This is a genomic window from Methylomonas sp. MED-D (assembly GCF_050276835.1).
Taxonomy (GTDB): Bacteria; Pseudomonadota; Gammaproteobacteria; order Methylococcales; family Methylomonadaceae; genus Methylomonas; species Methylomonas koyamae_A.
Genome location: NZ_CP189966.1, coordinates 145,038 through 168,000 on the forward strand (window position 1 = coordinate 145,038; position 22,963 = coordinate 168,000).

General features: G+C 52.4%; 13 protein-coding genes and 1 pseudogene. 10 read left to right on the forward strand and 4 right to left on the reverse strand.

Annotated features, from left to right (window positions below; translation table 11 throughout):
• The first annotated feature begins 6 nt into the window (after positions 1 to 6).
• The 4 genes from ACQE3E_RS23850 (at position 7) to ACQE3E_RS23865 (ending at position 3,267) form a co-directional block, all read left to right on the forward strand.
• Positions 7 to 492 (forward strand): thermonuclease family protein, encoded by a 486-nt coding sequence (locus tag ACQE3E_RS23850; protein ID WP_427501711.1) that lies wholly within the window; start codon positions 7 to 9, stop codon positions 490 to 492.
• Positions 489 to 851 (forward strand): hypothetical protein, encoded by a 363-nt coding sequence (locus tag ACQE3E_RS23855; RefSeq protein WP_427501712.1) that lies wholly within the window; start codon positions 489 to 491, stop codon positions 849 to 851. The genes ACQE3E_RS23850 and ACQE3E_RS23855 overlap by 4 nt, the downstream gene beginning before the upstream one ends.
• Positions 852 to 869: 18 nt before the next feature.
• Positions 870 to 2,282, forward strand: a complete 1,413-nt coding sequence (locus ACQE3E_RS23860) for an MBOAT family O-acyltransferase (protein WP_427501713.1) — start codon at positions 870 to 872, stop codon at positions 2,280 to 2,282.
• A gap of 91 nt (positions 2,283 to 2,373) precedes the next feature.
• Positions 2,374 to 3,267: a hypothetical protein gene (locus ACQE3E_RS23865; RefSeq protein ID WP_427501714.1), complete on the forward strand. Its 894-nt coding sequence runs from the start codon at positions 2,374 to 2,376 to the stop codon at positions 3,265 to 3,267.
• 301 nt (positions 3,268 to 3,568) lie between these two features.
• Here the strand turns inward: ACQE3E_RS23865 and ACQE3E_RS23870 are convergent.
• Positions 3,569 to 3,787, reverse strand: a pseudogene (locus tag ACQE3E_RS23870) (tyrosine-type recombinase/integrase); the annotation flags it as partial.
• 149 nt (positions 3,788 to 3,936) lie between these two features.
• Between ACQE3E_RS23870 and ACQE3E_RS23875 the strand changes: the two are divergent.
• Both ACQE3E_RS23875 and map read left to right on the forward strand, forming a co-directional pair.
• Positions 3,937 to 4,143 (forward strand): ParD-like family protein, encoded by a 207-nt coding sequence (locus tag ACQE3E_RS23875; protein WP_064031023.1) that lies wholly within the window; start codon positions 3,937 to 3,939, stop codon positions 4,141 to 4,143.
• A complete protein-coding gene (gene map / locus ACQE3E_RS23880) occupies positions 4,136 to 4,924 on the forward strand; it encodes a type I methionyl aminopeptidase (RefSeq protein WP_427501715.1) in 789 nt (262 codons plus the stop codon). The genes ACQE3E_RS23875 and map overlap by 8 nt, the downstream gene beginning before the upstream one ends.
• Positions 4,925 to 5,612: 688 nt before the next feature.
• Here the strand turns inward: map and ACQE3E_RS23885 are convergent.
• A complete protein-coding gene (locus ACQE3E_RS23885; protein WP_427501716.1) occupies positions 5,613 to 6,884 on the reverse strand; it encodes an IS256 family transposase in 1,272 nt (423 codons plus the stop codon).
• Positions 6,885 to 7,485: 601 nt separating this feature from the next.
• Here ACQE3E_RS23885 and ACQE3E_RS23890 point away from each other — a divergent pair.
• From ACQE3E_RS23890 to ACQE3E_RS23900, 3 genes are all read left to right on the forward strand, one after another.
• Positions 7,486 to 8,418 (forward strand): IS5 family transposase, encoded by a 933-nt coding sequence (locus ACQE3E_RS23890; RefSeq protein ID WP_427501717.1) that lies wholly within the window; start codon positions 7,486 to 7,488, stop codon positions 8,416 to 8,418.
• A 303-nt stretch (positions 8,419 to 8,721) separates the two neighbouring features.
• Positions 8,722 to 9,081 (forward strand): REP-associated tyrosine transposase, encoded by a 360-nt coding sequence (locus tag ACQE3E_RS23895; RefSeq protein WP_427501718.1) that lies wholly within the window; start codon positions 8,722 to 8,724, stop codon positions 9,079 to 9,081.
• 89 nt (positions 9,082 to 9,170) lie between these two features.
• Positions 9,171 to 9,710: a hypothetical protein gene (locus tag ACQE3E_RS23900; protein WP_427501719.1), complete on the forward strand. Its 540-nt coding sequence runs from the start codon at positions 9,171 to 9,173 to the stop codon at positions 9,708 to 9,710.
• An 838-nt stretch (positions 9,711 to 10,548) separates the two neighbouring features.
• On the opposite strand, the gene ACQE3E_RS23905 is transcribed toward ACQE3E_RS23900, so the two are convergent.
• A complete protein-coding gene (locus ACQE3E_RS23905) occupies positions 10,549 to 10,740 on the reverse strand; it encodes a hypothetical protein (RefSeq protein ID WP_427501720.1) in 192 nt (63 codons plus the stop codon).
• Positions 10,741 to 10,954: 214 nt separating this feature from the next.
• Entirely contained in the window at positions 10,955 to 11,467 is a 513-nt protein-coding gene (locus tag ACQE3E_RS23910) for a hypothetical protein (protein WP_427501721.1), read from the reverse strand.
• Positions 11,468 to 11,689: 222 nt separating this feature from the next.
• Between ACQE3E_RS23910 and ACQE3E_RS23915 the strand changes: the two genes are divergently transcribed.
• Complete coding sequence (locus tag ACQE3E_RS23915; protein WP_427501722.1) at positions 11,690 to 22,684, forward strand: S8 family serine peptidase; 10,995 nt, start codon at positions 11,690 to 11,692, stop codon at positions 22,682 to 22,684.
• Positions 22,685 to 22,963 lie beyond the last annotated feature (279 nt).

Genomic DNA, 22,963 nt, shown 5'->3' on the forward strand with positions numbered 1-22,963 from the left:
CACACAATGAATCGATACCGACAGACAGGCCGCCTGATTACCCTGTTAGGGTTATTTCTTCTCGGTACCGCTGCCCAGGCGCAGCGTCTGGCCGGTGTAGTCTTAGGCGTACACGACGGTGACACGCTCACTTTACAGACCGACGATCGGCAGACCTTAAAAGTGCGCTTGGCCAACATCGATGCGCCGGAGCTCAAACAAATGTATGGCGAGGCTGCCAGGCTCGGATTAGCCAATACCGTGTACCAGCGCCGGGTCACGGTCGACCATACCGATCGCTATGGCCGCCTCATCGGCCATGTCGACCTGGAAGGTCAGGACGTTAACTTGGCACAAGTGGCCAAGGGCGGGGCCTGGGCGTATCGGCAATACACCAGTGATCCGGTCTTTCATCAAGCCGAGCGGGATGCTCGGAATCAGCGGCGCGGGTTGTGGCAAGACCAAAATCCTATGGCCCCTTGGGATTATCGACATGCCGGAGCATCAAAATGAAGATGGCGAAGGCGAACCAGGCTGATCTTGATATGGCCCTTGAACTGACGAGCGCGCTGGAAGCGATCAGCCGCCGCTACGGCGCCACCCTGCCCGAGAACATCGCCAAACCGCAGCACAATGAAGACGAAGCGGAACCCTTTTTCATTGAAGACAGCGAGCACTGCCGGCGGGTGTGTGAATACCTGATTCGCTTAAGCCGTAGCGCTTCGCTGTTCAGAGTGGTGATGGGCATGATCGTGTTGCTGGATCCGGAGAACAAGGTCGTGGCCCCCACCGCCAGCACATTGGCGCCTCACCCCGAAACGCGAGCGGCATTGGCTGCCGCGGCGAAGTCCGCGTCGGACAACATGGCATAACGGGCAGGCGAGGTCTTCATGCTGTTCACCGCCCCCGAATTCCTCTACCTGTTTCTGCCGGCGACCCTGGTGTGTTGGTGGTGGTTCACATCGCGACACTACGGAAATACGGCACAGTGGTTCATCGTCGCCAGTTCGGTGTTGTTCTATGCGGCATGGAGCCGCGAGTATGCCGTGCTCTTGGTCGTCAACGCCTTGCTGAATTTCTACTGGGGCAAACGGATGGCCTTCACCCGTTCCAACGTCCTGCTCGCCGTGGGTGTTCTCTACAATCTGGGGTTGCTGGCCTATTTCAAATACGCCGATTTTCTGATTGAGACGGGTAATACGCTGACTGGCAGCCAGTGGCCATTGCTACACGTGGTTTTGCCGCTCGGGATTTCGTTCTTCACCTTTCAGGCGATCGCCTATTTAGTCGATTGCGCCCAAGGCCGCGTCGAGGATTTCAACCTGCGCCGCTTCGCGTTTTCCATCTCGTTTTTCCCGCATCTGATTGCCGGCCCGATCCTGCACTACTCCGACGTGATGCCGCAGCTCAAGCAAGGGATTCGCTTCGATCCGGAACGCATGACCAAAGGCCTGTTCCTGTTCGCGGCCGGGCTGTGCAAAAAGACCGTGATCGCCGATCGCTTGGCGGCCGTGGTGGATCCCTTGTTTGGACTCAGCAATCAACTCACGCTCTGCGAAGCCTGGGTAGCGACGGTGGGCTACGGCTTGCAAATCTATTTTGACTTCTCGGGCTACTGCGACATGGCCATCGGCATCGGATTGATGTTCGGAATCGTGCTCCCTCAAAACTTTCATTCGCCGTACCAAGCCGACACGATCGCCGACTTCTGGAAGCGCTGGCACATCACGCTCTCGCGATTTCTGCGCGACTATCTGTACATCCCGTTGGGGGGAAGCCGGCAAGGCTTTTACCGTGGTCTGTGGGCGGCGATCATGACGATGCTACTGGGCGGCTTATGGCACGGTGCCGCCTGGACCTTCGTCGTCTGGGGAGCGATGCACGGCGGAATGATCGCGCTGTATCGGCTGTGGACCCAGACCGGTTATTCGATGCCGGGCTATCTGGCCAGAACCTTGACCTTGTTGGGAGTGTTTTTTGCGTGGGTGCTATTTAGGGCGGCGAACGTTGACCAGGCGTTACAGATCTGGCAAGCAATGCTGGGACTCAATGGGATATCGGTACCGGTTATGCTCGCCGGCTGGTTCGGGTCCGAGATGGTTCCGATATCGGGGCTAGTCAACGGCCTGGACATGCTCGCCATCGGCTTCCTACTGGCCATTTGTCTGCGCTACCGCCATGCGCAAGCGCAACTCGACACCTTGACCCCGAATTTGAAGGCGCTTGCGGTCTTCGCTGGCTTGTTCTTCGCCGGCACCTGGTTATCGGCAGCCCATGAAAGCTTCATCTACTGGTCGTTTTAAGTTCGGCCATTGCTGGCGGTCCGCTGTGGCCTTATCCGCATTGATCGGCGGGGCGATGCCGGCGTGGAACTGGTGGGTCAATCCCTACCAAGTGTTCGACGTCGACCGAGGGGTTGCGGAACCCTACACGTCGCCGGCGACCAACGAACGCTACCTCAAGGTGCGGCATTTGTTGAACACGATATCGGCTCCGGATCCAGAGCAGCCAATTGATTGCCTTTTGGTCGGTTCATCGGTGATGGGCTTGCTCGATCCACGGCTGTTGGCGGTGTATTTCCCCGAAAGCCGGTGTTACAACCTGGCCTTCTTGGCGGGGCGGCCGGGCGAAATTCTTCAAACGATCAAGGCCTTGATCGGACAAGGGCTGCCGCTGAAGCGCATCGTCTACGGATTGGAGCCGTTCGCCTTTTCAGACCCGGTGAACGAGGGCCCGGCCAATCGATTGCATCCGATCGTGACCGGCGAATCGCGCTGGAAATTCTATTTGGACTACCTGTTCGAACCCAGCCTCGGCGATGGGATAGGGTATCTGTTTGATGCCTACCATCACACCATCTCCGTTCGATACGACATCGACGAAACGGGCCGGTATCAATTGGTCCGGTACGAGACGGAAATACAGAGAAACGAAACTGAATTCGTCAACAGACAATTCGAGCAGGGTAGGGGGCCAAAGTCTGTTTCGCCTTGGATAATGACGCGATTCGACGAGTTTAAATCGCTGGTGGAGTTTCTAAATAGCCAACAGATCGAAGCGCATTACTATTTAAACCCGCTGCATCCGAGTATTGCAAAAGTCTACGGGACATCGGGACTGGAGGAGTTCAAAACCCGGATTTCGAGTAGAACAGGTGGCCGGAATATTCCCGACTGCTCACTCTTGCTGAGTGAAAACGCGAATATCCGATTTTACGATTACAAGCATTTTCGGACGACGGAATCGACGATAGTGTTGGACTGTGCGTTATGCAATCGCTCAAAGTAAAGACGACAACAGAACGACAAGTGATCGACAGGTTGGCAAGCATGGTTCGGGCGTTAGGCTGAGAGATCGACTGCAAGACGACTAAGTGCCCGTGGCCGGTTAAAGCATGTTTGGTTGAAATCAATGGGAATTTGGCGCCAATAACTTGTTGGATCTCCAGCCGTTAGGCCCCTCCGGCCAAAACCGGTCCTTGATGATGTCGGCGTAATTTTTCATTCCTAACTTCAACGAGTGGCGGCTTTTGGGCAAGCAACCTTGAGTCGTCTTCGGCTCGACCCGGCCAATAGCTGTCAGAGAACACTCATTGACCAATGACTACAAACTGACTCATTGCCGCCATCATCGTTTTCAAATCGCTGTGGCCCAATAGTTCTTGATTGGTGCGAATATCGACATTGGCTTGCAATAGATGGCTGGCAACGCTGTTACGAAATGTATGCGCCGATGCGCGTTTGGCAATTCGGCTTCCGCGCGCGGCTAAATTAATGGCTTGTTGCACATGGGTTTCGTACAAATGGTAACCGTGCCGGTGTAGCGGAAAATCAGCACAGGGATAGCCATTTTTATATCGCGAAGACCAGCACTCGCCGGAAACGTCCTTTGCAGATTCTTGTGATCACCATTACGTTAATATACAATACATATACGTTTCGTATATTAAGGGTAATTATGGGCATCGTTAAAATCAGTGATGAACTACATGAAGAGATCCGGAAAGCCAGTAGCACGATGGTTCGTTCGATCAATTCCCAGGCTGAGTTTTGGATAAAAATCGGCATGCTCGCTGAAACTCATCCCAACATGACTTACACAGAGATTTTGCGAGAACAATTACGCCTTGCTGCTGTTGAGTTAAATGAGGTTAGCAATGGCTAGTGTTGTCCTAAAGAATGATAATGAACTTGATTTGATGCGTGAATCAGGGCGTTTGCTCGCATCTGTGTTCACTTATCTCGATCAACACATCAAAGTCGGCATTTCAACCATGGAAATCAATGATCGGGTTGAAGATTTTATTACCAACACGTTAAATGCAAGACCGGCCAGTAAAGGACAATATGATTTCCCATTTGTTCTAAACACATCAATCAATGATGTTGTTTGTCACGGCATACCTTCCACCACCCAATTTCTTAAGTCCGGTGACATCATCAATGTCGATATAACGCTTGAAAAAAATGGTTATATCGCCGACTCAAGTAAAATGTTCATAGTCGGCGATGCTTCACCATTAGCCCAAAGGCTAGTTGATAAAACTTACGAGGCTATGTGGCAGGGTATTCGCGCAGTAAAACCCGGCGCAACACTTGGTGATATTGGTTACGCGATTAAAAAATTTGCATCTTCACATGGCTATTCGGTTGTACGCGAATACTGCGGTCACGGTATTGGACAAGAAATGCATGAGGAGCCTAAGGTTTTACATTACGGAAAACCGAATAGCGGAATTGTTTTGCAAGAAGGTATGACTTTTACCATCGAGCCAATGATCAACCAAGGCGAAGCTAAAATTAAAACAAAGCGTGATGGTTGGACAGTCGTTACTCGTGACAAAAAGCTCTCTGCACAATGGGAACACACTATTGCGGTTACAGCAGAGGGCTATGAAGTTCTGACTCTGCGAGATGAAGAACGTTTAACAAAAACTGTAAGTTGAACGGCAGCTCTTTAAATTCCAGCCGAAATTGATCGCAAAGCTGTAAATGTCGCTTTTGGGTCGGTTGGACACAGTGACGAACGGCCGCTTTCAGGTATCGGAATTGAATGACAGCTTTCCGGCGTGAATCTGATGAGCCGACGGTCGCCAGGCGACCCGTTGTGGTCTATCGTCTAATCTGATGCAATGACCGCAATATTATTTTTACCAATCATGCCTACTAGGTTTCGCGGCGAGTGACGGCTTCCGTCCGGAAAGATTTTCGCCCATCCATGGGATGAAAATCAGGACTCCACCGTCTCGGTGATGGCCTTCGGCGGCCCCGATGCGTCCGAATCATCTCGTTTCGACCCAACCATGGGTCGAAACATCGGCTCTCGCATGACTTAACGGCGTGTCACCAAGCCTTGCAATATCAATGGAACCAGGTTGCGTATTATATGAAGCCAATGATTAGTTCGAATTTTTATGCTTACCTATCCCGTTTGAGATGGATTAAGCACTGGGGATTAAAACGCAATTCACATGCGCTGAAATTCATGGAAACGGAGCGCTAGCGAAGTGATGAATTTAGTCCCGGATAGGTGTGGCGCTGGACTTGTTTTAGCAGAACATCTGCAAGATATCTCAATAGTCAGCCATATAGGCTCTAGAGAAATAGTCAAATCTGGTGTACAGGCCAATTGAATCAGGCGGCGATCTGCTGATTGTCTTCCCTATTATCTGTCTCAGCGATGACAGCGATGCCATCCTGAAATCGGATGCCCTGGATCACGTCCGGCAATTGTTTAAATCCGCGTATCTTGCGCCAACTTTTTTCGGCGGTCAGTGCCAACTGGAACACCAGGCCCAGCAGCGTATTCCGTGACACGCAGTTCTTGGTTCGCGTCGTCCGATGGCGAATGGTGGCAAAGCTCGATTCAATCGGATTGGTGGTGCGGATGTGTGCCCAGTGTTCGGCGGGAAAGTCGTAAAACGCCAGTAGCGATTCACGGTCTTTTTCCAAGAGGTTAACCGCCTTGGGGTACTTGGCCTCAAAGTCTCTCTGGAAGCGATCAAAGGCTTTGGTTGCCTGAGCTTTGGTTTGCGCCATCCAGATTTCCTTCAAGCTTGCCTTGGCTTTTGCCTGAAGCGAATCCGGTAATGCGGCCAGCACATTCGCCGTTTTATGAACCCAGCAGCGTTGCGTCCGTGTCTGTGGCCAAGCTTCGTTCACCGCCGCCCAAAAGCCCAGCGCCCCATCACCGGTGGCGAGTTTCGGCGCGTCCTGTAAACCGCGAGCCTGCAAGTCTTGCAAGACGCTCAGCCAGGATGCCTTGGATTCTCGATAGCCATCCGAGAGTGCCAAAAGTCGCTTTTCACCCTGCTCATTGACGCCGATGATCACCAACAGACAGAGGCGGTCATCTTCGCCGCGCAGCGTCGAATAAATACCGTCGGCCCACACATAGACATAGCGCTCATTCGACAAATCTCGCTGATTCCAGGCTTGATAATCATCGGCCCACTGCGCTTTCAAGCGACTGACCACCGCTGGCGACAAGCCTTTAGCCTCTGTGCCCAGCAGCACCGACAACGCTTCCTGCATGTCACCCGTCGAAATACCGCGCAGATACAACCAGGGCAAAGCCGCTTCCACCCGCTTGGCTTTACGGACATAGGGTGGCACCAAGGACGAATTGAATTTGATGCCACCGCCGGAACGGTCTCGCACCTTGGGAATTTTGACGGCCACATGACCCACCCCCGTAACGATTTCACGTTCGGGTAAATACCCATTGCGAACAACCGTCTGGCGACCTTTCAAATCCGTCACATTCCGGTAGTCCGTCAAAAAGGCTTGGAGCTCGGCTTCAACGGCCTGTTGAATTAAGGCGCGAGCACCGTTTCTTAATAAATCAGTCAAACTATCGTGGATGGAACCCGCACATCCCCAGTCTTTTGCGTTATCTTTGTTCATGGCGTCTCTCGTGGTGGCTGTTATTCGATCTCGTCAATCTCATTTCAGCAGAGGACGCCACCTCTCTTCAAGCTTGGCCGTACACCAGATTTAGTTATAACTCCCGGCTGTTTAGCGTTTCCCGCACGCAGCGCGGCAGCACAAATGATTCGGATAGGCTTCGTAAATATTTGGGGCGATTTGGATTGGATTGGTTAGCGATGAAATCCGGGCAGTAGCGGCTTGTGGGATTATGGTGCGCGGACAAAGATGCTCGGTTTCTATGAATAATGCTGCTGGAAGGCTTAGTCTGAAAGCAATTGGGGAAACTTGGTTTTCGTTGCTTCCACGCTGTCGAAATTTCGAGGTTTGAATGCATTCATCGTTACGCGGCCCCACTGAAAACTTATCTGAACTCGTTCAGAGGCAAGTCGTAGAAATGACCTCAACCTTACAAATAAATCATTTTTCCTATGTGAGCAGTTATGAGCGATGATCCTGAAAAGAGCAGTTAAACCTTGCCAACAAAGCGTAATTTGCTGAAATTATTAGACAAGGGCTTTGTTGCATAAATCGCCCGTAGCCCCCACTGTGAAAGGAGAATCACTGACAGTGAGCCTAAATGCCTAAGGTACAACCCCAAAAATACAGAACGACCAATTGGCGTGATTACAACCAATCCTTGAAGCAACGCGGAGCCCTGTTGCTATGGATCGATAAAGACATGGATTGGTTAGCGCCGACTAGTGGAAAACGTGGGCGAGCGGAGAAGTTTTCAGATGCAGCGATTCAATTTTGCCTGATGGTCAAGAACCTATTCGGCCTGGCGTTACGGCAAGCTACTGGCATGGTGGACAGTCTGTTGAAGCTGTCTGGCCTCGACTGGCCGATGCCTGATTATTCGAAGCTTTTCCGTCGCCAGCAACGCTTGCAGGTCTGTATTTCTTATCGCCCCAATCCCAAGGGGTTGCACTTGCTCGTCGACAGCACCGGCGTGAAAATGTTGGGAGAAGGCGAATGGAAAACCAAGAAGCACGGGGCTGAGTATCGCCACCAATGGCGTAAGGTTCACTTAGGAATCGATGCCGAAACCCTGGAAATTCGGGCGACTGAAGTCACGTCAAACCGTGTCGGTGACGCTCAAGTATTACCGGATTTGCTCAATCAGATTCCTCAGGACGAACGTATCAACTTTGTCAGTGGCGATGGCGCCTATGACACTAAACGTGATCACACGGCGATTGCCGAACGGGGCGCGGAAGCCATTATTCCCGTGCGAAAGAACGGCAAGCCGTGGAAAGAAAATACGCCAGGCGCCCACGCTCGAAATGAAACGCTGCGTGCCATGCAACGGTTAGGTCGAGCCATTTGGAAAAAGTGGAGCGGCTATCATCGCCGCAGCCTGGTGGAAACCAAAATGCGTTGTTTCAAACTGTTGGGCGAACCCGTCAATGCACGACGCTTTAACAGCCAGGTTGCCGAGTTACAGATTCGGGCTGCACTGTTAAACCGATTCACCCACTTGGGTACGCCGGTTACGGTGGCTATACCCTAAATCCGTCTAGCGGATTTGGGGTAAAGGGAAGTTTGCTTACCCTGGGGTTTATGCAACAAAGCCGAGCAACCTGAAAAGACTTAGCGTCATGCCCCCTGGGACAACCGCTAACGCAAAAGCCTTAAAAGTCAAAGCCTAGCGGATAGGTCAATGCTTGAATCCGCTGACTTTAGCCGATGTCATTGATTTGTCATTTTCATAAAATACGATTTCGTCCACATAATCATTCGGCCTGCTCATCCGCGCCAACATGCCCATCAAAAAAAAATACTGCTCGTTCTTAGCGTTATCGTCCTGTTGGTATTGGCTTGGTACGTCTACACGACGCCCTATCAGCCGCCGCGCGAGTATCCGCCGCTAGCGGAAGCCGACCGGCAGCGCATGGATTTACAGTTGTTCAACGAACTGGCTGTCAACGGGTCGGCCAAAAGAATCAAGCGTAGAAAACGCGGCCTATGGCAGCGGCGCTATTGGGAACACCTGATACGAGATGAAGCGGATTTTCAAGCGCATTTGAATTATATCCGTTACAACCCGGTAAAGCATGGCTGGGTAAAGCAGGTAAAAGATTGGCCATTCTCAACCTTTCACCGGTGGATTGAGCAGAGCATCTATTCTTTAAATTGGGCTGGAATTGATGGAGATTTATATGAGTTTGAATAGTTTGAAAATACGGCGCAATGCCCGTTGGTTATTGCGCCTTACGGCCTTGATGCCTATCTGAGTCCAACAGCCCATGGAAAATAGAATAAATGAAATACGACAAACCTAATTTTAAAAATCCAGGTCGCCTAATGTTTATTTCCCCAATTGTATTTGGATTTTTTATTGCGTTGCTTTGTCCAGAAAACATTCTCGATAAGCATTGGCTGCTTCAATCTGTCACATCAAAATTAAAGGCAATATTCCCCCCAATAGAAGGGTATGCAATAAAGTCTGAATTTCCACAAGTATCCGAGCTCTATTTTTCGCTCATGTGGGCTTTATCACCGTATTATTTATTCATTTCAATCCTGTCTATTCGGAGGAACCAGGGTTTAATTGATTGGTTGCCAAAAACACAATTTGAGGTGATAAAAGTGTTTTTTACTGGAGTTGTATTGATGTCCTTTTTGGGATATTTCTGTCTTTTTGTGAATCCTGGGTATGACTTTAATTTTTTGCCAATTAATTCTTCGCGTTTTGCTCTTTCTGTAACTGGTTATTTATTTAGCGGCATAGCGGCAGCAATATTATTAGCAGTTGCATATTGTTTATTTGAAAAAATTGTCTTTATTGCTTTCAGGAGATAAATATGGCTTGGTATGATTTAGATGGCTGGGATGCGGGTGGCGTTGGGGCAGAGATTGCCAGCAAAGGACTTGATCGCATTACGAGCTCTTTGAACAATCTCATTAAAACTGCAAATGACCTTGTCAAACAAGAAACCATTACAGCAATACAAACGCATGAAATGGCAAAGGCATGGGATAAGGTAACTACGGCTTTATATGACGAGCTTACCATTGTAGAAAAGCAAACTGGCAACCAAATGGTCCTTGCTCGTATTGATACTGTCAAAACGAGTTTGGCCAATATCGATTGGTATAACGATTTCGCCAGTACCGTTAAGCCGATGGCAATCAAAATTGAGGGTATCGCCAAAAACCTAGGAACAACGGTTGCCGCCGCCGAAGTGTTATGGGAAATGAAAGACCCAAACGTCACATCTTTTGAACTAGGGTCAACGGCAATGGGAGCCTTAACCGGAGTGTTGGTAGGCGCAGCGATATTGAGCTTTCCAATAACTGGAGCATGGGCACTTGGTGCTGCCGCAATTGGAGGAGTCGCGGCAGGTTTGTCTGGTAAATATTTGTGGGAAACCGGTATCGCTCCCGCTCTAGGTTTAAGCGAAGAAAATTCACCATTATTTTGGACTTCATTATCTGATTATCTCGGGTTAAGTCCTGTATCGATAGCTGATTTAAAGACTGCAGTACTTGATTTGTTTGATAATAAGCAGTTGGTTCAAGATTCAACCAACCCCGCCACCTTCGACCTCACCACCGACCCCAGCGACCTGAAACCCACCAGCCCCGCCAGCCTGGGCAGCAGCGCGCACGGTTGGGGGAACTTGGCCGGCGGTGCCGGTTACAACGCGGCGATGTCGTCGACGTACGTTAACGGCAGCGGCATAGCCAACACCGTCGCCAGTAACCTGACGGCCGACGCCACCCGGCCCGGCAACCACAGCTTCAATCCCACCGACGACCTGATGAACGCCTTGCGCGCCGCCGGCTTCGGCGGTTCGTCCGGCGGGGACGGCCAAATCGTGTTGAACAACCTCCCCGCCGGCGCTGTCGGCAGCTTGCCCAACCAAACCCTCGTTAACCGCAGCAACGGCCAGGACTTCACGTTTACCGGTACCCTGCATCTCGACAGCCAGGGCCGCGCCATTGCCATTACCCCCAACGCCGGTTCGGGGGCTTATGTCAACGGCCAGTATGTCACCTTCAACGGCGCCACCGACGTGATCCTCTCGCCCAACCAAAATCAATTAACCAACGGCGGCTTTGCCGCCGGCTGGTTTGTACAGAGCCACGATGCCGAAGGCCGCCAACTGCAACTGACCTTCGACGGCAAGCATCTGGCCTACACCGACCCGCTCAGCCTGGACGCCGGCGGCGACGGCATCCGCCTGGGTGCCGATGGCGTTAACTTCGACCTCAACGCCGACGGTGTTTCGGAAGCCGTGCACTGGACCGCGCCGACCGATCCTCTGCTGGTACTGGACGTCAACGGCGACGGTCGCATCAACAACGGCACTGAACTGGTGGATTTGACCGACCCTTCGACCGGCTCGGGGCAGGCGCCAAGCAAACCGCTGAGCCTGTTCAGCCTGGACGGCGACGCTAACGGCATCAAGGACGGCATACTGAATGCCAACGACAGCGCCTATGCCCAACTGCAACTCTGGGCCGACCGCAACCGGGACGGCTACGCCAGCGCGGAAGAACGGCAAAGCCTGACCGACCTCAACATCGTCAGCATCGATCTCAATCCCGCTCACCTACAGACTAGTACAGTGGCAAATCCGGTGGTCGGCCAGAGTGGCATCAAAGGCGTGGTCGCCACCTATGCCGACGGCAGCCACAAAACCCTGTGGGACGTGCCGTTCGACCAAACCGGCAGCGCGCCTACCGTATCGAGCACCGCTTACGGCGCCAGCGGAGCCATCGACAAAATCAGCGGCAGCGGCCAAACCGCGCTGGTCGCCAAAAGCGGCTTCGGCGTGACGCTGGACTTGAATGGCAGCGGCGCCGACCAAGCCATCGGCAGCGTCGGCAACGATACTCTAATTGGCAGCGCTGGCGACGACTGGGCGACCGGCGGCGCGGGTAGCGATCACTTCAATGCCGGCGCAGGTGCCGACCTGTTGATCATCGACGCCGACGACTACCAGGCCGACATCGACGCCGGGGCCGGCATCGATACCGTGCTGGTCGCCGATGACCGGGGCGTATTCTTGAACCTGGCCAAGACTCATAGCGAAGTGGTCTATGGCGGCTATGGCGACGATGTGTTGGTTGGCGGCGGCGCGGATAACTACTTCATCGACGGCGCGGCGGGCGATGACTTGATCATTGGTGGCAGCGCCGATGACGTACTGTCCGGCGGCGACGGCAACGACGTATTGGAAGGCTTGGCCGGTGACGACTTGATCCGCGGCCATCGCGGCAACGACCAGCTGCTGGGCGGCGACGGCAACGACGTGCTGGACGGCGGTCTGGACAATGACGACCTGCAAGGCGGCAACGGCAACGACGTGATTATTGCCAGTGGCGGCACGGACACGGTGGACGGCGGGGCCGGCACCGACTTGATCGAACTCAAAGGCCAGTTGGAAGAATACCGTTTCGCCAAAAACGCCGACGCCAGTTGGACCATTACCGACACCCAAAACAGCGACGGCAGCGCTGTGCTGGCCGGCCAAGTCTCCAACCGCGACGGCGTGCAGACGGTGAAGAATGTCGAGCGCTTCAGCTTCCTGCGCGGACAAACGCCGACTGCGGTGGACTTTACCCTACCCAATCCCCTGCCGGTCAACGATCGCGTTGAGGTCAACGGCACGGCGAGCGGCTACAGCATTGCCGTCAGCAGCCTGCTGGCGAACGACCTGGATTTGCAAAACCCAGGCAGCCCGCAATTATCGATTTATTGGGTGGGCGATGCGCTGGGCGGGTCCGTGGCCTTGAGCGCCGACGGTAAAACCATCACCTTTACGCCGAAAGCCGGCAGCTCAGTCGTTCCCGAATTCAGTTACAAAGTCAAGGATGCCCAAGGCAACACGGCGCCGGTGGTGGCCAATGTCGCCGATCCGACCGTCAGCGGCGAAATGAAGGCACGCGTATTGCTGGTACCCGCCAACGCCCCAGCCGATCCCGATTACGCCAAGCAATGGTATCTCGGTGCCATTAACGCGCAAACGGCCTGGAATATGGGCTACACCGGGCAGGGCGTCCAGGTGCTGGTGCTGGAACCCAGCGGCCAATTTGCCGTCAGCCGCCAAGCGGCCGATTTGAACCATCCCGATTTGGTTGACAATAAAAGTGCCGAATTCATAGACACCGCCAACCATTCGGTTCACGCCACCGCCGTGGCGGGGGTCATCGGAGCCGACCGTAACGGCATCGGCGGCGTGGGCGTGGCTTACGACTCAGATTTAAATTCGATCGGCATGGTGCCTGAAAATTCGGTTTCAGGCTATCAAGCCGATTTAGCGAACCTAAAACACTACGACATCGTCAATAACAGTTGGGGGCACACTAACCCTTGGAACGACGATAAGGCTTACTTGGGCGCTAGCGTGGAACAAGCGTCGGATAATCAGGCGATTGAGAACGCCGTCAGACAGGGGCGAAACGGTCTTGGTACGGTATTGATTTTCGGCGCCGGAAACGACCGCGCCAAGGCCTACGACGCCGGGCTGTCAAGTCTGACCAATAACGCCTGGACTATCAATGTAGGGGCAATCAACCGAACCGGCGACATTGGTGGGGGTTCCTCTGTGGTTAAGCCGTTTAGTAACCGTGGGGCAAATATTTTAGTCGCGGCACCGGGTTCCAACATTGTCACCAGCGGCGTGCGGATCGAAACCGCCAACGGCAGCGTGGTTGGCGCCGACAGCCAGGAAACTCAAGGGACTTCCTTTGCGGCGCCGGTCGTTTCCGGCGTGGTAGCGCTGATGCTGCAAGCTAATCCGGGTTTAAGTTACCGCGACGTACAAACGATTTTAGCGCTCACCGCTACCAAGAACCTTGGCGACGGAACCCAGGGTGACACCGTTTGGTATAGCAACGGCAACAGTGATTGGAACGGCGGCGGCATGCATTTCAGCCACGATTTCGGCTTCGGCTTGGTGGACGCGGCAGCGGCGGTCCGGATGGCGGAAAGCTGGGAATCGGAAGGCAGCGAACCGGTCAGAGTGGCTGTGGATCAGCGTCAGCCGGCCAATACGGTTACCGACCCCGGTACAGGGAATACCTCTTGGACTTTAAATTTCGACGTCACCAGTTCGGTCAATGTGGAACAGGTGTTGTTACATCTGGAACTCGATCATCCCAGGTGGGCGGGCCTGGTGATTACACTCATCTCGCCCAATGGCACGCATAGTGTCTTGTTGAATCGAAATGGCGTTCAATCCGACGGGGCAATTTTGGCGAATACGCCGGGAGAGACGCTATTTAGCCAGCAACTGATGAGCGTTCATTTTCGCGGGGAAAATAGCATCGGCACTTGGCAAGTCAAAGTCGAGGATAGTCTGGGCGGGATGGAAACGTCAGCAGATTTGTTCGCGTCGCTGGATATTGTCGGCGTCGAACGCGACAAAACTAAGCGCTATGTGATTACCGACGAATATATTGGAAACTGGAAAATCGCCAACGTACCCGATTCAAGTCCATCCGAATTGAATATGGCGGCGGTGAGCGGCAATACTTCGATAAATCTAACAACTGGCTCAGGGAATGTTGCCGGAAAAACGCTTACGGTTGGACAAGGTGTCGATCGCTTGGTAGGCGGTGGCGGTGATGACGTGTTCACGGGATCGGCTAATAACGATAACTTGAACGGCGGCACCGGCAACGACCGCATCGATGGCGGAGCCGGCGCGGATAGTTTAATCGGCGGTAGCGGCAAGGATACCCTGACCGGTGGAAACGGTCATGACCTGTTGGAAGGGGGGATCGGTAACGATGCGCTCTTCGGGGATTCCGGGCAAGACCTCCTGATTGCCGGGCAAGGGAGCGACACGTTGACCGGCGGCGCGGACGCCGATGTATTTCTAATTGACGGCAATACCGCAAGCACCACGATCATCACCGACTTTAAAACCGCCAATGCCGCGGATGCGTTGGTAATCCGTACCCAGTCCAAAATCCCCAAAAGCAACATCACGCAAACGGTGATCGGGTCCAACCTGCAGATTAGCTACGATGTCGGGGGAGGCAGCCAGAGCAAGATCATTCTTAACGGCGTTACGGCCGTTCTGAACGATTCGCAACTTTACACTTATCGCGCGGACAGCCCCATAACCCAAGACCCGATTACCAGCGGGTATTCCGTGGGTACGATTTATGTCGCGCCGGAGTGGTCATTGGTTTTCCACCCCGAGGAGCAAGCCACCTATCGCAACAGGCGGTTCGAAATGGGCTTGATCAATTACTACGCAGACCGAATGGAACAAGGGCAAATGCAGTCCGGACAGATTGCTGATATTCGGGATGCATGGGCGGAAGTTGCGGCGGGAATTAAGTTTGAAATTGAGTTGGCCGACGGCAGTTACGTCGATCTTGGCGCTAGCGATTTCCTGCGTCGGTTCACTTGGAGCGCTAGCGGTGATGGCAATTGGATAATCTCAATGACCCGAGAATACTACAATCCCACGCTACCAGCGTATTACAGTATCGAGAACATGCACTGGCGAACCGGAACCGCCGAGGATGAGACGCTACGCGCCGGTGGCTCTGTAGCCAAACCCAAGACCATAAGTCAGGAGGTCTGGGACTCCGCGATGAGTTTGCTAGGACCTCGCCGATATTTGGCCTACGACGGGAACGACATCATCAATGCGAGCAGCGAAGCAGAAATTCTGGATGGCGGTGGCGGCAATGACACGCTGACCGGTAGCAGTGGCAACGATAGCCTGACCGGCGGCAGCGGCGCCGACGTGTTTGTCTTCAATCCCGGAGATGGCGCCGACGTCATAACCGACCTGGAAGATATCGATACGTTGCGTTTTATTAGTCTGTCGTCGGCAAACGTTACCCGGCACTTTAATTTCTCCAACGTTACCCAAAACGGCTTTGCCGTTGAAACCACTTTGAATTACGGCGTCGGCAGTAGCGTGATTCTCGGTGCGCGTTCCGTCGATCTTGCACAGTGGCAACTGAATAGCTCGCCACTCTATTACGTCCAGTACGGCGCATCGGAGCGGCAGGTATCGGCCTTGATCGGGAACTTAGCCACGGAGGACAACGACGCAATCCTGCAAGACCGGTTCGGATCGACGATTATCAACGCCTTGGGCGGGGACGATCTCGTCTACGCCTTGAATCGCAACGGTCTAACTATTGACGGCGGCGCAGGGAACGATGTTATCTTCGGGTTGGCGGGCGGAAATACGTTCCGCGGCGGTAACGGAAACGACCGCATCGCCTCGATCTCCGACAGGCTAGGCGCCACCAATACCGCCGATACGTTAATGGGCGGCTCCGGAAACGACACCCTGACAGGCGGCAACGGTGACGATTGGCTTTGGGGCGGCGAGAACGACGATAGTTTAAACGGCGGTGCCGGCCACGACCATCTATATGGGGACGCGGGTTACAACGTCTTGGATGGCGGGAGCGGTAACGATGAGTTGGTCGGCGGTAACGATGGCAACAAGCTATCCGGGGGAGACGGTAACGATCAGTTGCATGGCGGACTCGGTCAAGACACGCTATTGGGTGACGAGGGCGACGATTGGCTTTGGGGCGGCGCGAATAACGATATTTTGTTCGGCGGCAATGGCGAAGACCATCTTTACGGCGAAGCGGGGTTCAACTCACTGAACGGTGGCGCGGGTAACGACGAGTTAATTGGCGGTAATGACGGCAATTCGTTATTGGGCGAGGACGGCAACGACACGCTCATTGGGGGCAACGCCGACGATGTCCTGTCGGGTGGGAACGGCAACGATTCGCTGACTGGCGGCGGTGGCAATGACCAGCTGCTAGGCGGCGATGGCGACGACCTATTGATGGGGGGGGCGGGCGACGATTACTTCGATACCGGTTCGGGAACCGACGTCATCAAACTCGAACTAGCGTCCGGCAACGATACTGCTGCCAAACTCACCGGCGTTGATACTGTCGAGATTGCCGGGGTTACCGATTTCACAAACCACAATCAGCTGCGGTTCGAACTGCTCGGTAACGGCGCCAAAGTTAAATTGAGTTGGGGAAGCGGTTTTTCTAATTCGCTAACGCTATCTTCTTATAGCATCGGTACCAACTTCAAGTTCACCAGCGCTACAGGGACCAACTCAACCGCCACACTCAGAAGTATCTTCGAAAACTGGGGCTTTTTCCCTGACGATAGCTTTGATTATCTAAGCCAATATGACACCCAATCAGTGGGAAATACATCCGCTGTCGGGATTTTAATCGGGTCGGAAAACAGCGATCAACTCTACGGCGGACCGTTGGGCTCGGCTACCGAGAACCCGACCTTGAACGGCGTTCGCTATACCGCGGACTCGAGCGCAGCCTATTGGTATGTTACCAGTGGGGCTGGTAGCGACAGCTTGGCCGGTGGATTGTCCGGGGCCATTCTGGACGGAGGCGTCGGCGACGATAAGTTTCAAACGACCGGCGGCGTCACGGTAGTTCGGGATACCTTCCACGGTGGGCAAGATACTTTGATGATGCCGTTTGGCGCCGTTCCCGAAGGCTTGCGTTTTTTTCGCATCCCCAACCCGCTGGAAGCGGATTATCTTAGTCAATACACCGACTACCCCTACGTCTCCGCCCCGCCGACCTCCGCGGAAGCTGCGTTGGCGGATACAGTCATATTTCCGGCGTTGTGGCGCTACGAGGATACAAATTATAAAGACTATTCTAAGTATAGAAGATGGAATGACCCTAGCTATCTGGCAAGCATTCAGCGACCGGCGCATTTCGACACCTTACGGATTCAATCGCTGGACGGTAAATATACGGTCGATATTATCGGCTATTTTGAAACCGGCGCTTGGCAAAACGACATTAAAAATATCGTTTTCCCTACCGTCTTCGATGCGAGCGGTCACTCGACGAGTTACTCGATTGATAACTTTTTAACCGGGGATAGCAAAGCCGGCCTATATCAGTACAAAATTAATCAAAAATCCGATATTCTCGATTACCAGACTTGGATTTCTGTTAATAATCCCGATAAAACATATTATCCACACAGTTTGACGGTAACCATCGATTTAAGCGATAGACAAGCCGTTATAGGTGGAGAAGCAGGGGCTTTTATTAAAGCACCGGATCGACTCAATGTATTTGTTTTTACCAACCTAGTAGATTACTCTTACTGGGGGAATCTGCATAGATACACCGAAACACAAACTATCTCGGTCAGTAGAACCGAATACCAACACTATAAAAATGGCGCTACTATGCGCGATAGTAAAGGAAATCGTGACTATTCTTTCGAATACAATTATTTAAACTATGTCGCTCCCGGATCCTCTGATAAAAACTCGCCTAGCGCATTATTTAAAGCGCTTGCTCCGCCGCAAGACCAATCCATAGAGTCTTCCGGATACGGTACCGAGGCGGAATCCTTTGTCACGGCCGCCGTGGCCGCGGGGGATTTACTGCTCGGCTTCGGCGGTAACGATACCATCGACGGCGGTGGCGCCTATGTTGAAACGCATTACTCCGGGCGGCCAATATACAGCTATGGAAGCATCATTGAGAACCAATTGAGTGGTTCCGTTGACTTTACTAAGCAGTTCTCGGACAAACTTATCGACCAAGTCAACGGTGGCGCCGGTGATGATACCTACATGTATCGCCGTGGCTACGGTAATCTGGATATTATTGCATTGGACGAACGATTAAGAGGTGCCGAAGGGGTTGATACGCTGGACATGTCGGATTTTAAGTGGGACGAAATTACTATTGATAGCTCAACAGTAAATCAAGGACTCGGATATTATCCGACTATAGAATACGGATCGTTTGTTATCAAGGTGGTCGATCACACGATTCGAGAGTCTAAGCCGGTTTGGGATGATATAAAAAAACAGTATGTTGATCGCGTTGTCGACTCCCCGGTATATGGGGTTATCACTATTTACGGCGGCACTAGTGGAGAATATCAAATAGATAAAATTAAGTTTGCTGATAAAACTGTCGATGTTAGAACATTGCTAAGGGAATTGACTGAAAAACCAACCACCTTAACCGCGCCAAGTGGCGAAACCTATTTACCCACTAAATTGGGAGCCTCGGCTTTCTATAATGATGCCGAGCGATTCGGAAAACTTGTTCAAACAGCCGATATTAGCGGTACTCCAGCCAACGATATTCTGATGACGCCGGAAACCGGAATCATTCAAGGCGGAGAAAGCGGCGACTTTTACCTTGTCGATATTAATACCACCGAGTTTTCAGTCGTAATGTTAGATAAAGGCGACAAGGTTGCCTTTGCCCAATACGATAGGGCAAATTTTTCAAAAATCGCGCCTGGAATTGCCAATTTATGGACGGACAGCATCAATCAATTTGCCGGCAAGAATAACCTGGATCAAAAATATTTAGGTAAAACTCAAGCGCAATGGATGGCAGATGGCCAGCTGCCATTTATGGATTTTGGCGGAACATCTAGTCAAATCGAGGGTTTAAATCGTAGCGACTTTACTCAGGGACTCACCTTAAATTTAACCGATTTAGTTAATTATCGTGGCTACGGTTTTAATTTCGATCATAAATTAATCAGTAGCTCAATTAACGGAAACACGTATTCGACCGACGATTTTATTAATTTACAAGTTGAATGGGGCGAGCTTGACCCGGATCACCGAGGATCGGCCGGGACACTGAGTCTTTCCGACTGGACCCCCGCCGAGAATTCACAGGGGCAAGGTATCGCACCTGATGCACTGGTGAGTTGGGACACCAAATCCTCCACGGGAGAGATGTTACACCACTACACGGTATTGGCCGGAGCCAGCAGTTCGGCCTATGTGTTGCAGAATCTTTTGAATTATGCCCGTCCTCCGCTTCGCGGGACTGGTGGAGACGACTATATTAGCGATTACGCATCGCTAGCGTCATTCAACTGGGGATTAGATCGTTTGAATGGCGAATACTACGCATGGACCGGCGACGGCCCGATGATCGTACACGCCTTGGAGGGTAACGACACGGTGTTAGCATACGCAAATGAAGCGGAATACACCTATTCATGGGGCTCGGAATTGGCCTGGGCCTGGGATGACGAAATATATGGCGGTACCGGTAATGACTATTTGGACGGTGGCGCTGGGTACGACTTACTGTTGGGCGAGGACGGAAACGACACTTTGAAGGGTGGTTACGGATATAGCAATGACACGCTTGATGAGGGGGGTATCTACGGATATGGCAATGACACGCTTGATGGGGGTGATGGTAACGATTTGTTGCAAGGCAGCGATGGCGATGACATGTTATCTGGTGGTGATGGTAGCGATACATTGTATGGCGGCGGAGGTTACGGCGCCGACACGCTTGATGGCGGATCAGGAGATGACGTTTTGCAAGGTGGCGATGGCGATGATACCTACTATGTCGATTTGGGCGATGTCATTACCGAATTGGCGGACGGCGGTTATGATCAGGTGCTCGGTGATTCGGACATGGATCTTAATAACTATGGTAATGTGGAAAACGTCGTTGCATTAGGTTCTTTAGGCCACAGGATAACGGGCAACCAACTAGATAACACGCTAACCGGAAATGGATCAAGCGCCTTCTCGGGCGGACTGGGCGACGATACCTATTTTATTTTCGGCGACACTGTCATTGAAACTGAAAATCAAGGTATCGATACGGTTATTACCGAGGACGATGTTCTCAACCTGTCATCGAACATTGAAAACCTTGGCTCAATTGGGCTTGGGTTAACGCTCCATGGCAACAATCTTGACAATAACATTTTCGGGGATAACGGCGACAATTTACTTGACGGTGGCGAGGGTGTCGACTCCCTATCCGGGGGCATCGGGGACGACGAATATGTAATAGACAATGCGGACGACGTCATATTCGAAGGTACCGGCGAGGGTATCGACACTGTGTGGATTCGAAACAACTATACCTTAAGCAACGACGGTTTCAATGATATTGAAGTGATGCGAGCAAGTTCTTCGCTAGGAACCAATATGACCGGAAACCTGTTAGCAAACAAACTAATTGGCAACGTAGGTGACGATACACTGAACGGCGGCGGAGGCGTTAACGATGGTGTTGATACGCTATTTGGCGGCGGCGGAGACGATATTTATATCCTTAATAAGCAATCGGATGTGGTCGTTGAACATTTAGACGAGGGTTTTGATACTGTACAATCGAATGTCGATTACACCTTGGGCATGTATTCCAATATCGAGAATCTCACATTGTTTGGATCGTCAGCCATCAGAGCCGCGGGGAATGAAGCCAGCAACCGGTTAACCGGAAACTCGTTAGATAATAGATTAATTGATGAAGGTGGTTTTGGAAGCGACGACACGCTGGATGGCGGTTTAGGTGCGGATTTTATGGATGGCGGTGTCGGTAACGATATTTATATTGTTGACAACCCCGGCGACATTGTGTTTGAAGATAATAGTTTAATCTGGGACGTTGATGGTTATGTCAACTCGGGTTTCGACACAATTTTAGCCTATGTCAATTTTTCATTAGGAGAAAGTATAGAAAATATTTCACTGATGGGGGATTCGGCAACGACCGCAAATGGGAATGCGCTGCGTAACATTTTGAACGGTAATATTTTGAATAATTTGCTTAACGGGTACTCGGGTGATGACGAACTGGATGGTGGTAAAGGTTTGGATACTTTGGTCGGTGGTGCCGGCAACGACATTTACTATCTTTCCGCTGACGATGGCAACATCGATAACGTGTTGGAAAAGGCGGGAGAAGGTTGGGATACGGTACGTCTGTCAGGTTTTGCGGTGGGGTTGACGTATAGACTGGCGGAAAATGTCGAAAACGCGCAGTCCTCGCAGTCAGGATTGAATATCACCGGCAATTCGCTCAACAATTTGTTGACTGGTGACGACGAGGCCAACATTTTGGACGGAGGAGCGGGTATTGATCAACTCGTGGGAGGTTTGGGCAACGATACCTACCTCGTTGAGAATGCTGGCGATACAATTCTGGAGTTAATGAATAGTGGTATCGACGCCGTGAAATCTAGCGTCAGCTACGCCCTGGCTGACAATGTGGAGAATTTAGGTTTAACCGGTACGGCGGCGCTTAACGCTACCGGCAACAGCCTAAATAATGTCCTCTACGGCAATACCGGTGCCAATACATTGAAAGGCGGCGGCGGTGCCGACACCATGCGCGGCGGCCAAGGCAACGATACCTACGAGGTGGACAATATCGGCGACGTAGTGATTGAAGCGGCCGGCGAAGGTGGCGATACGGTATACGCCGGCGTCAGCTACAGCTTAACCGACAACGTGGAAAGTTTACGTCTAACGGGTACGGTAGCGATTAGCGCCACCGGTAACGGTCTGGACAACACGATCTACGGCAACGCCGGTGCCAACACCCTCAGGGGCGGAAAAGGCGCCGACACCTTGGCCGGCGGCGCGGGCAACGACATTTACGGCTTTGCCCGCGGCGACGGCGTGGATCTGATCGTCGAAAACGATGCCACGGTCGGCAATTCCGACGTCGTTCAATTTCTGACTGGTGTCGGCGCGGACCAGTTGTGGTTCGTTCACACTGGCAATAATCTGGAAGTTAGCATCATCGGCACCTCGGATAAACTGGTGCTCAAGGACTGGTACGCCAGCAGCGCCGCTCATGTCGAACAGTTCAAGACAACCGACGGCAACCATACCTTAGTAGACAGTCGGATCGAGAATCTGGTTTCGGCAATGGTGACCTTCGGGATTCCAGCGGCCGGCCAAACCACGTTACCGGCCAATTACCAGACCGCGTTGGCGCCGGTGATTGTCGCGAATTGGCAATAAGCCCACCGGATCGGCGCTCGGAGACCCGATCTCTGGGCGCCGGCCCTGGCTCAGAACACAGGCGAAGCGACGTCCCGATACCAGGGTTGGACAGCGCGCTGGAATCTCGGTAAATTAGCGCCGAATTTCAGTGGATCGAATCCGCAGTCAAAGCCTGTATCGGTTCTGGGGTTGTCATCGCCGACCTTCCATCATCACTTCAACCAACGTAGTAAGGATACTGTGTTAGCTTCGCACCACTCCTCAATATCTGGCTTCGCCCCGCTTGTTACCAAGTCA

Excerpts from the sequence above, each read along its gene's own strand:
- ACQE3E_RS23850 (WP_427501711.1), top strand. The coding sequence starts at position 7 with ATGAATCGATACCGACAGACAGGCCGCCTGATTACCCTGTTAGGGTTA.
- ACQE3E_RS23855 (WP_427501712.1), top strand. The coding sequence starts at position 489 with ATGAAGATGGCGAAGGCGAACCAGGCTGATCTTGATATGGCCCTTGAA.
- ACQE3E_RS23860 (WP_427501713.1), top strand. The coding sequence starts at position 870 with ATGCTGTTCACCGCCCCCGAATTCCTCTACCTGTTTCTGCCGGCGACC.
- ACQE3E_RS23875 (WP_064031023.1), top strand. The coding sequence starts at position 3,937 with ATGGGCATCGTTAAAATCAGTGATGAACTACATGAAGAGATCCGGAAA.
- map (WP_427501715.1), top strand. The coding sequence starts at position 4,136 with ATGGCTAGTGTTGTCCTAAAGAATGATAATGAACTTGATTTGATGCGT.
- ACQE3E_RS23885 (WP_427501716.1), bottom strand. The coding sequence starts at position 6,884 with ATGAACAAAGATAACGCAAAAGACTGGGGATGTGCGGGTTCCATCCAC.
- ACQE3E_RS23890 (WP_427501717.1), top strand. The coding sequence starts at position 7,486 with ATGCCTAAGGTACAACCCCAAAAATACAGAACGACCAATTGGCGTGAT.
- ACQE3E_RS23900 (WP_427501719.1), top strand. The coding sequence starts at position 9,171 with ATGAAATACGACAAACCTAATTTTAAAAATCCAGGTCGCCTAATGTTT.